Genomic DNA, 10,856 nt, shown 5'->3' on the forward strand with positions numbered 1-10,856 from the left:
GCCGCGCCAGGCTCCCCCGCCGCGCCGAAAGCGGCCAACGCCGGGGAGCCCCGCGCGCGGCATTGCTGAGCAAGTAGATTCCCCGTATCCCGAACGCGGAGTTCCACCATGCCTCTCTCCACCTGGTTGACCTTTTTCGTGGCCTCCTGGGCGATTTCGTTCTCGCCCGGCGCAGGCGCCATCTCGGCCATGTCCTCCGGCCTGAAATACGGTTTCGCGCGAGGCTACTGGAACACGGCGGGCCTCATCATGGGCATCCTGTTCCAGTTCCTGGTGGTGGCGGTGGGGCTGGGGGCCGTGCTGGCCACCTCGGAAATCGCCTTCAACGTGGTGAAGTACCTGGGCGTGGCCTACCTCATCTACCTGGGCGTGCGCCAGATCCGCACCGACGCCGCCCCGGTGGCGGTGGACGCGGGAGATCCCAGGCAGGCGTCCATCCGCGAGCTGGTGGTGCGCGGCTTTCTCATCAACACCATGAACCCCAAGGGCACGGTCTTCCTGCTGGCGGTGGTGCCGCAGTTCGTGGACACCTCATTGCCCCTGGTGCCGCAATACGCGGCCCTGGCGGGCACGCTGGCCTTCACCGACCTGGTGGCCATGGGCGTCTACACCCTGCTGGCCGCGCGCGTGCTGCGGCTGCTGCGCAGCGCCCGGCACATCCGCTGGATGAACCGCACCTTCGGCTCGCTGTTCATCCTGGCCGGCGTCTTCCTGGCCACCTTCCGCCGCCACGCCTGACCGGGCGCCGCCGCGCCGGGGCGCAAACCGGCGTCTGTAAAATCCTCGACCATGAATATTCCTCAAGAAGTAGCGCGGCGCCGGACGTTCGCCATCATTTCCCACCCCGACGCCGGCAAGACCACGCTGACCGAAAAGCTGCTGCTGTTCGCGGGCGCCATCCAGATCGCCGGCAGCGTGAAAGCCCGCAAGGCCTCGCGCCATGCCTCCTCCGACTGGATGGAAATCGAAAAGCAGCGCGGCATTTCCGTGGCCTCCTCGGTCATGCAGATGGAATATCGCGACTGCGTCATCAACCTGCTCGACACCCCGGGCCACCAGGACTTCTCGGAAGACACCTACCGCGTCCTGACGGCGGTGGACGCCGCCCTCATGGTGATCGACGCCGCCAACGGCGTGGAACCCCAGACCATCCGCCTGCTGCAGGTCTGCCGCGCGCGCAACACGCCCATCATCACGTTCATCAACAAGATGGACCGCGAAGTACGCGAGCCGCTCGACCTGCTGTCCGAGATCGAGGGCCACCTCGGCATGGACGCGGTGCCCTTCTCCTGGCCGGTGGGCATGGGCAAGGCCTTCGGCGGCGTGTTCGACATCCGCCGCGACCGCATGCGCGTGTTCCGCCCCGGGCAGGAGCGCCGCAGCGACAACGACGAATTCATCGAAGGGCTGGGCAATCCCGAGATCGGGCGGCGCTTCGGCGCGGCCTTCGACCAGGCCAGCAGCGAGATCGAGCTCATCAACGAAGCCGCCCCCGCCTTCGACCGCGAGCAATTCCTCGCCGGCAGGCAGACGCCGGTCTTCTTCGGCTCGGCCATCAACAACTTCGGCGTGCAGGAAGTCCTGGACGCGCTGGTCGAGCAGGCCCCGCCGCCCGGCCCGCGCACCGCCCTGCAGCGCGTGGTGCAGCCCGAAGAGCCGAAATTCACCGGCGTGGTGTTCAAGGTGCAGGCCAACATGGACCCCGCCCACCGCGACCGCGTGGCCTTCGTGCGCGTCAGCTCCGGCCGCTTCGAGCGCGGCATGCGGCTCAAGGTGGCGCGCACCAACAAGGAAATCCGGCCCAACAACGTGGTGTCGTTCCTGTCGCAGCGGCGCGAACTGCTCGACGAAGCCTATGCCGGCGACGTGATCGGCATTCCCAACCACGGCATCCTGCAACTGGGCGACGTGCTCACCGAGGGCGAGAACCTGCAATTCACGGGCCTGCCCTTCTTCGCGCCCGAACTCTTCCAGGCCGTGGAAGTCAAAGATCCGTTGCGCACCAAGCAACTGCGCACCGGCCTCACCCAGTTGGGCGAGGAAGGGGCCATCCAGGTGTTCCGCCCGGAAGCCGCCGGCGGCTCGCTGCTGCTGGGCGCGGTCGGCCAGCTCCAGTTCGAAGTGGTGGCGCACCGGCTGAAAACCGAGTACGGCGTGGACGCGCGCATGATGCCTTCGCGCTACACAATGGCACGTTGGATTACTTCCGATAACCCCAAGGCCCTGCGCAAGTTCATGGATGCCAATGCCGCCCATATCGCCTATGATGTGGTGGATGCGGCGGCGTTTTTGATCGGTTCCCCCGCGCAGTTGCGCGTAGCCGAGGAACTGTATCCCGAAGTGAAGTTCCACGCCATGCGCGAGCATGGCGGCAAGGTATTCGGAGACAAAGCGTAGACCCGTAGGGGTTCCGCACGGCAGAAGAGGGTAGCAATGTCTTGGCGTTTATTGTTCGCAACGCTCCTGGTCGCGCTCGGCGCGTCGGCCTGGGGCGGGATTCAACTGGGAGACTGGCTGGTGGCGCACGCGCCCGTGGCGGCTCCCGCTCCCGGCCAGGATGCGGCCGCCTCGCAACAACCGGTGCTCGACGCCAATGGCGGCCCTACGTGGCCCCAGCCTCCCCCAGCCCCGCGTCGACGGCACGCTGGGCGTGCCCGACCGTCCGGCCGACCGCGAATGGACGATCAACACCGTCTCGCTGTTCGACACCGTGAGCGACCCTTCCGTGCAGATCTCGCGCGAGCGCATCACCATGGACCAGGCCCGCGAAATCGCCTCCAGCTCGCAGGTGCCGCTGCCCTCGGGCCCTTCCGACGTCTCCACGCTGGACCTCCAAGCCCCGGGCACCTCGGCCGCTGTCAACGGCGGCGTCATGCCGCCGCCGCAAACGCAGGCCGGCGGCTATGGCAATCAGGCCGTGCAAGCCGTGCCGCCCCCCAACTCCTCGCCCGCGCCCGGCGCGCCCGGCTGGCAGGACGCCCTGCGCCAGGAACTGGCCCGCTGCGCCAACCAGGGCTTCTTTGAACGCCCGAGCTGCTCCTGGAATGCCCGCAACAAGTACTGTGCCCCCAACCGGGCCTGGGGCACCATGCCGGAGTGTCCGGCGCGGCCGTAAGAAAACCGATCAACGCGTTGCCCAAGCGCCCCACGGGGCGCTTTTTCTATATCGCAGACTCGTTGCCAAACGCTTTCTGTTCGCGCCGAGACCTTGGCCAGGCACAAAAAAACCCGCCGTCAGGCGGGTTGCGGCCGGCGCGCGGGGCGCGCTTATTCGGACGTGGACATCTGGCTTTGCAGGTAGTTCTGCAGGCCGACCTTGTCGATGAGGTCGATCTGGGTTTCCAGGTAGTCGATGTGCTCTTCGGTGTCGTCAAGGATGTCCTGGAACAGATCGCGCGAGACGTAATCTCGGACCGATTCACAGTACGCCATGGCTTCCTTCACCGTGGCTTGCGCGGCCTGTTCGAGCTTCAGGTCACAGGCAAGCAGTTCGGGCACGTCTTCGCCGATGAGCAGCTTGTGCAGATCCTGCAGGTTGGGCAGGCCATCCAGCATGAAGATGCGCTGGATGAGGCGGTCGGCGTGCTTCATTTCGCCGATGGATTCCTCGTATTCGTGCTTGCCCAGCTTGTCGAAGCCCCAGTGGTTCAGCATGCGCGCATGCAGAAAGTACTGGTTGATCGCCGTCAACTCGTTGGTCAGTTGTTTGTTGAGATACTGGATGACGGTTTTATCGCCTTTCATGATGAACTCCTTGCAGTCTGGCGCGACGCGAACCGCATCGCGGCAGGAGCGCACGATGCCGCGCGTACGCAACGAACGCAGACTAACATCAGCCGACGGCCGGCGACTAGCCTCGGCCTGCATTTCGTAAATGTCTTTGCAAGCGCAATAAGTAAGCGACAAACGAATGAGAATGAGTATGCGTGCGTGATGGCTTGCATGGGCGGCGCCGGCGCGTCGCGGCCTGCGCGGATGCCGCCTGCCCGAAACGCGGCTGCAAACGCGTTCGGCCGGGCCTCTTTTACGGGCGCCGGCGCGGCGAATTGGCGAAAATTCCGCGCGGATGCGCGCGTTGCATATCCACAACCCCGAAGATCACGGCGCGGCGCGGGTCGCGAGCCAGATGCCCATCGCGATCGGCACAATGCCCAGCATGTCGAGCAGCGACACGGGCTCGCCCAGCACGGCCCACCCGAACAGCAGGCCGAGCGGCGGCATCAGGAAGTGCAATGCGCTTGCTGACGTGGCGCTCACGCGGCCGAGGATCATGAACCACAGGTAGTACCCGCCCATGGATACCGCCACGATCATGTAGGCCATGCTCCAGAACAGGCTGGCGGTGAAGCGCGCGTCGCCCAGGCTTTCGGAGGCCAGCGCGAACGGCAGCAGCGCGGCGGCGCCCAGCGAGCGACTGGATGCCGGTGGCGGTCCAAAGGCCGGCGGCGGGCTTCAGCCGTTTGTAGAGCAGGGTTCCCGCCACCAGCGCGACCAGCCCACCCGCGACGAGCAGGGTGCCATGCAGGTCTTCTTGCATAGCACCCAGGCGCGAGCGCAGCACCATGGCCACACCGGCCAGGCCCAGGCAGAGTCCCGCCAGCTTGCGCCAGCCCAGCCGTTCGCCCAGCACGGGCCCGGCCAGCATGCCGATGAGCAGCGGGTTGGTGCTGATGAGCACGGCCGTGAAGGCCGACGAAACGCGGGTCATGCCCGACCAGCTCAGGCCCAGGTAGAGCGCGTTGTTGAGCACGCCGAGCAGGACGAGGGCGGCGGTTTCGCGCAGGGGCGGCGGCCGCCATTTGCCGTGCGCCGCGGCCAGCGCCAGCATGATGAGGCCGGCAACGAGAAAACGGATGGTCAGCAGCGTCAGCGGCGGACAGTCGCGCACCGCGATCTTCGCGGCGGCGAAGGCCGAGCTCCAGAGCACGCAGAAGGCGGCGATGGGAGCCCAGGCCACGGCGGCGGGGGCAGAAGACGGGACGGCCGGCCTCTGCAGGGTCGAGGCGAGTTTCATGGACGGATCCTTGATGCGGCAACGAATGGGCCCATTCTGCGGGCGCCGCCATCCATTGACAAACTCTTTATTCGGATCAAAAGTATTTGAAATTCCAATGGATAGACCGCCATGCTCGATCTCGACCTTCTGCACAGCTTTGTTTCGGTGGTGGATGCCGGCGGCTTTACGCGGGCCGGCGAGCGGGTGCACCGCAGCCAGTCCACGGTGAGCCAGCAGATCCGCAAGCTGGAAGAAGCGCTGGAATGCACGCTCTTCGTCCGCGAAGGCCGGCAAATCCGCCTGACCGAAGACGGCGAACGGCTGCTGGGCTATGCGCGCCGCATGCTGGCGCTGTCCACGGAAGCAAGCGAAGCCATCGGGGGACGCGAACGCGTGGAGGTGATCCGCCTGGGCATACCCGATGATTTCGCGCCCGAAACCCTGACCGCCATTGTTTCCGGCTACGCCCGCAGCCACCCCGGCGTGCGCTTGTCGGTGCGCTGCGACCTCAGCACCGCGCTCGCGCGCAGCCTGGAGCGCGGCGACCTGGACGTGGGCGCTGCTCAAAGCGCGAACCGGGCGCGGCGGTCGGCGGGCAGGCGCTGGCGTCATGGCCGGAGCGCCTGCACTGGATCGGCGCCAAAACGGGCCGCCCCGGGCCGGCCGACCCCGTGCCGCTGGTGGCGTTTCCGCAGGGCTGCGTGTACCGCAACCGCGCCATCCATGCCCTGGAACGGGCGGGGCGCCGGTGGCGCATCGCCTACGAAAGCCCCAACCTCATCGGCCTGCAGGCAGGCGCTGGCGGCGGGCTGGGCGTGGCCCTGCTGGAGCGCCGCTGCCTGCTGCCGGCGCACGAGGTGCTGGACGGCCTGCTGCCGCCGTGCCGCCCACGGAACTCGCCCTGTGCCTGGCCCCGGGCGGGCGTGAACCGGCACGCCAGCTTGCCGCCTGCATCGGCGAGTTCTGCGACACCGAAATGAAGACGCGCGCCGATGGCCCGTTGGCAGGCGGCGCGGCAGAACATGTGGGAAAAGAAGCGCTGGAGGCCGGCTGACCCGGACCGGGAGACGGCCCGACCGATCGGCGGAACGCCGCAGGCGATGCGCCGCGCGTCACGGCCTGGCGTGAACGGGCCGGCAAGAAGAACGTCCGGCGGGACGGGACGACGCCAAACAGGAAGAGCGGCTCGGAGAATAAGAAGAACGCAAGAAGAACGGCGCGGAGAAACCGCGAAACCGAACGGCCTGCGGTGCGAAGCGGCGAGCTTCGGACAGCGGGCTCTCGAGAGCCGTACGCCGGATTTCAGCCTTAGGCGACGGCCACCAGCGGCACAGGAAAAGTGTTGGCCGCGGGTACGTCCGGATCCGCGACAGCGGCCGGCGTGTTGACCGGAACGGCAATGGAGCGCACGTCGCACACGCTGGAGCAGCGGCCGCCCGGCAGATATTCGGCGGCCGTGGCCGCGCAGCAGCCGCAGCACGTGGCTACGCCCAGCTCGAATTGCAGGTCGGAAAGCGTCGACGCACCCGCGTCCACGCTGGCGCGGACTTGGCGTTCGGTGACGGCATTACATACGCAAATGTACATGAGAACAATTATCGAAAATAATTCTGGCGCTGACAAGACCCGCGCAACGCCGCAAATGCCGGAACAAGGTAACCGGACGCGACAATAAAAACGGGACGGGTTTCATTGTTCCAGGCATGCACCAGTGCCGCCGGAAGCCAGCGAAAATCCGTGAAATCGCCGCTCCCGGCGCAGCCGAAAAACGCCAGGCGTCTCGCGCAAGTTACGCAGGCTGCGCCAACCGCGGTATCGGCCTTACGGAGCAGGCGGCGAAGGCCCCGCCCCCGACGCGCGCCATGCTCAATAGACGTCGCGGACGTAGCGCCGGTCTTTCACCAGCCGGGCCACGTACTCGTCCGCCTGCCCGGCGGACATCCCGCCGTGCTCCGCCACGATGGCGCGCAAGGCGGCATCGACGTCCCGGGCCATGCGGTCGGCGTCGCCGCAGACATAGAAATGCGCGCCTTCCTCCAGCCATGCCCAGAGCCGCGCGCCGCGTTGGCGCATGCGGTGCTGCACATAGACCTTGTCCGGCTGGTCGCGCGAGAACGCCAGGTCCAGCTCGCTAAGCAGGCCGTCGGCGCGCATGGCCAACAGCTCTTCCTGGTAGTAGAAGTCGGTATGCCGGTGCCGCTCGCCGAAGAACAGCCAGTTCCGGCCTTGCGCGCCCCGCGCCCGCCGTTCGTGCAAAAACCCCCGGAACGGCGCGACGCCCGTACCCGGGCCGACCATGATGATCGGGGTATCGCCGCCGGCGGGCAGGCGGAAATGGGCGGAACGCTGCACGAACACCGGCACGGGCGCCTCGTCCGCCCGGTCGGCGAGAAAGGTCGAGGCCACGCCTTTGCGCTCGCGCCGACCGTTGTGATAGCGCAACGCCGAGACGGTCAGATGGACTTCGCCGGCGTGCGCGGCCGGGCTGGAAGCGATCGAATACAGGCGCGGCTGCATGCGCTTGAGCATGGCCGCCAGCTCCTGGGCCGACAGCGGCACCGGGCATTCGTGCAGCACGTCGGCCAGTTGGCGTCCCCACAGCCAGCGCTTCAGGTCGGCCTTGCGGTCCTCGGCCAGGAGCGCCGCAAGCGTCCCGCCGCGGTCGCGCGACGCGATGAAGGCGAGGGTGTCGGCATGCGGCCGCGCGATGTCCAGGTGCGCGCCAGGGCATCGCCCAGGCGCAGTTCGCCCAGGTCCGCCCAGCGTCACCGGCGCGTCGGCATCGAGCCCGGTGAGCCGCAGCACCTCGCCGACCAGCTCGGGGCAATTGCTGGGCCAGACGCCCAGCGCGTCGCCGCACTCGTACTCAAGGCCCGCGGCCTGGGCGGACAGCGACACGAAACGCGTGTCCTTACCGGCGCCCCGGCGGATTCAGGCGCCGGTTCTGCAGCAGCCGCGCGGGCGCGGGCCGGGCGCGCGTGGCGATGGCGCCGGCCGGCGCGGTGCCATCGGCCGGCACGGCGTACCGGGCGGCGTCGGCCTGCTTGATGAGCGCGGTCATGCGTTCCAGCCAGCGGTCCGCGTCGGGCTGGTACTCGACGTCGCAGTCGACGCGCTCGGCCAGGCGCACAGCGCCCAGTTCGGCCAGCCGGGCATCCAGCCTGCGCCCGTGGCCGCAGAACTGGTCGTAGCTGCGGTCGCCGAACGCCAGCACGGCGTAGCGCATGCCTTCCAGCCGGGCGGCTTCGTCCGCATTCAGCGCCGCCCAGAAGTCGCGGCCGTTGTCGGGCGGGTCGCCGTCGCCGAACGTGCTCGTCATGAACAGCGCGTATTGGGCCTGCGGCAGGTCGGCGGGCCGGCAGTCGGCCATGCCGGCGACCCGGATTTCGAAGCCGGACTGCATCAGTTGCGTGGCGTAGGCCTCCACCAGCGATTCGACATTGCCGGTCTGCGACGCCCACAGCAGCAGCACTTTGGGACGGGCCCGCAGCACGCGCGGTTCCGCCGTCGCGGGCCTGGGGGCCGCGCCCTCGCCCGCTTCGCGTGGGGCGCCGGCGCGGCTGTACAGGCCGGCGAGCAAGCCGTTCAGCCAGAGCCGCGCGGCGCCGGAAAACGGCGGCGTCGGCCGGGCAGGGCGGGCACGTGGCCGCCCGGGGTCGGGGGGATTCATGCGCAGGCCGCCAAAGAAACCGGACAGGTAGGCGCGCTCCGCGTCGGTTAACTGCGGTTCGGCAACCGCGCCGAACCGGCTGGCAAGAATGTCGAGTGGGGGCATGGCGGTTTGCTCGGCCGGCTTGCCGGCTGCGGAGGGTTCGGGCAGGCTGCCGCGGATTTGCGGCGCGCCGGCGACGGCCGCGCAGCGCGACGGCGCAGAATTTGAGTTCGGGCTGCAGCGATACGGCGTCGACCGCATCGCTGGTGACGGCGTTGATGCAGAGCTCGTCGCCGAAGGCGTCGTTCCAGTGCATGGGCGCGAAGCAGCAGCCCGGCCGGACGCGGTCGGTAATGCTGGCCGGCAATACGGCGCGGCCACGGCGCGAGCGGATCTCGACGCCGTCGCCCGCCGCGATGCCCAGCGCGGCCGCATCCTCGGGATGGATCTCGACGAAAGGCGCGGGATTCAGCTTGTTCAGGGTCGGCACCTTGCCGGTCTTGGTCATGGTGTGCCACTGATGCTGCAGCCGTCCCGTGTTGAGCGCCATGGGATATTCCGACGTCGGCAGCTCGGCGGGCTCCGCATGCGGACGGGCGTGGAACACGGCCCGTCCGCTGGGCGTGGGGAATACCGGGCCCGTCCTGGCAGAGGCGGCCCCGGGCCGGCTGGCGGCGTCGCCGACGTAGCGGACCGGGCTGCGCGCGCGGCTGGGCGCCGGGCGGACAGGGCCACTGCATGGGCGCCTGTTCCAGCGCGCGATAGCTGGCGCCGCGCAGGTCATAGCCGGTCTGCGGATTCCAGAACCGCCTGATCTCCTCGAACACATCCTGCGCGCCGGCATAATCGAACGCGTCGCCGAAGCCCATTTCGCGCGCCACTTCCGCAATGATGCGCCAGTCGGGCATGGCTTCGCCGGGCGGTTCGACGGCCTGCCTCATGAGCGTGAGGTTGCGCTCGGAGTTGATCATTACGCCCTGTGCCTCGGCCCACAGCGCGCCCGGCAGCAGGATGTCGGCATGGCGGGCGGTTTCGGTGTCGAGAAAGGCGTCCTGCACGATCACCAGCTCGGCCGCGGCCAGCCCGGCCGCCGCCCGCGCGCGGTTGGGCAGCGTCGCCACGGGGTTGGTGCAGATGATCCAGCAGGCCTTGATTTCGCCGTCCGCCATCGCGAGGAACATGTCGATGGCGCCTTGCCCGCCCGAGGTCCGCAGGGCGCCTTCGGGCAGGCGCCAGACCGCCTCCACGAAGCGGCGGTCGGCCTCCGACAGCGAGCTGCGCTGGCCGGGCAGCCCGGGCCCCATGTAGCCCATCTCGCGCCCGCCCATGGCATTGGGCTGCCCCGTCAGCGAGAACGGCCCGCTGCCGGGCCGGCAGATGCTGCCCGTGGCCAAGTGCAGGTTGCACAGGGCATTGGTGTTCCACGTGCCGTGCGTGCTCTGGTTCAGCCCCATGGTCCAGCAGCTCATCCAGTTCGGCGTCTCGCCGATCCAGCGCGCCGCCAGGCGGATGTCCGACTCGGACAGCCCCGTGATCCGCGCCACGCGCGGCGGCGCATAGTCCGCCAGGAAGGCGGGCATCTGCTCCCAGCCTTCGGTGTGGGCCGCGATGAACGCCTCGTCCAGCTTGCCGTTCTCGCCCAGCAGGTAGAGCAGGCCGTTGAGCAGCGCGAGATCCGTGCCGGGACGGATCTGCAGGAAAAGATGCGCTTTTTCCGCCGTGGCGGTGCGGCGCGGATCCACCACGATGAGCCGGGCGCCGGCCTTGATCCGGTCCAGCATGCGCAGGAACAGGATCGGATGGCAGTCCGCCATGTTCGCGCCCGACACGAAGAACAGGTCGGCCCGGTCGAAATCCTCGTACGAGCCGGGCGGACGTCCGCCCCCAGGGACAGCTTGTAGCCGCTGCCGGCGCTGGCCATGCACAGCCGCGAGTTGGATTCGATGTGGGGCGTGCGGATGTAGCCTTTCGCGAGCTTGTTGGCGAGATACTGGGCCTCCAGCGACATCTGGCCGGACACGTAGAACGACACCGCCTCGGGCCCGTGCTCGTCCATCACGGCGCGCAGGCCGCGCGCGCGGTCCTGGACGTGTACTGGAAGAAAAGCGCCAGCGCGGCCACGAGCAGGGCGGCGATGACGGCGGCGGTCAGGTCTTCCAGGTTGATGAGCAGCCCGCCCTCGAAGATGGAGTCGAGGATGATGGCCGG

At 68.4% G+C, this 10,856-nt stretch carries 4 protein-coding genes and 4 pseudogenes; 4 read left to right on the forward strand and 4 right to left on the reverse strand.

Annotated features, from left to right (window positions below; all coding sequences use genetic code 11):
* The first annotated feature begins 108 nt into the window (after nt 1–108).
* From AD428_RS15625 to AD428_RS15635, 3 genes and pseudogenes are all read left to right on the forward strand, one after another.
* The gene (locus AD428_RS15625) at nt 109–738 is read left to right on the forward strand and encodes a LysE family translocator (protein ID WP_053245787.1); all 630 of its coding nucleotides are present in this window, start codon (nt 109–111) and stop codon (nt 736–738) included.
* Between the two features lie 51 nt (nt 739–789).
* Nucleotides 790–2,397, forward strand: a complete 1,608-nt coding sequence (locus tag AD428_RS15630; RefSeq protein ID WP_053245788.1) for a peptide chain release factor 3 — start codon at nt 790–792, stop codon at nt 2,395–2,397.
* Nucleotides 2,398–2,433: 36 nt separating this feature from the next.
* Nucleotides 2,434–3,115 (forward strand): annotated as a pseudogene (locus AD428_RS15635) (hypothetical protein).
* 152 nt (nt 3,116–3,267) lie between these two features.
* Here the strand turns inward: AD428_RS15635 and bfr are convergent.
* Both bfr and AD428_RS15645 read right to left on the reverse strand, forming a co-directional pair.
* Entirely contained in the window at nt 3,268–3,744 is a 477-nt protein-coding gene (bfr, locus tag AD428_RS15640; RefSeq protein WP_053245793.1) for a bacterioferritin, read from the reverse strand.
* A 354-nt stretch (nt 3,745–4,098) separates the two neighbouring features.
* Nucleotides 4,099–5,014 (reverse strand): annotated as a pseudogene (locus AD428_RS15645) (DMT family transporter).
* Nucleotides 5,015–5,125: 111 nt separating this feature from the next.
* Between AD428_RS15645 and AD428_RS15650 the strand changes: the two are divergent.
* Nucleotides 5,126–6,050: pseudogene (locus AD428_RS15650) on the forward strand (LysR family transcriptional regulator).
* A 254-nt stretch (nt 6,051–6,304) separates the two neighbouring features.
* On the opposite strand, the gene AD428_RS15655 reads toward AD428_RS15650, so the two are convergent.
* Entirely contained in the window at nt 6,305–6,583 is a 279-nt protein-coding gene (locus AD428_RS15655) for a (2Fe-2S)-binding protein (protein WP_053245789.1), read from the reverse strand.
* A 279-nt stretch (nt 6,584–6,862) separates the two neighbouring features.
* Nucleotides 6,863–10,856 (reverse strand): annotated as a pseudogene (locus AD428_RS29120) (molybdopterin-dependent oxidoreductase); the annotation flags it as partial.

The organism is Achromobacter sp. DMS1 (assembly GCF_001270295.1).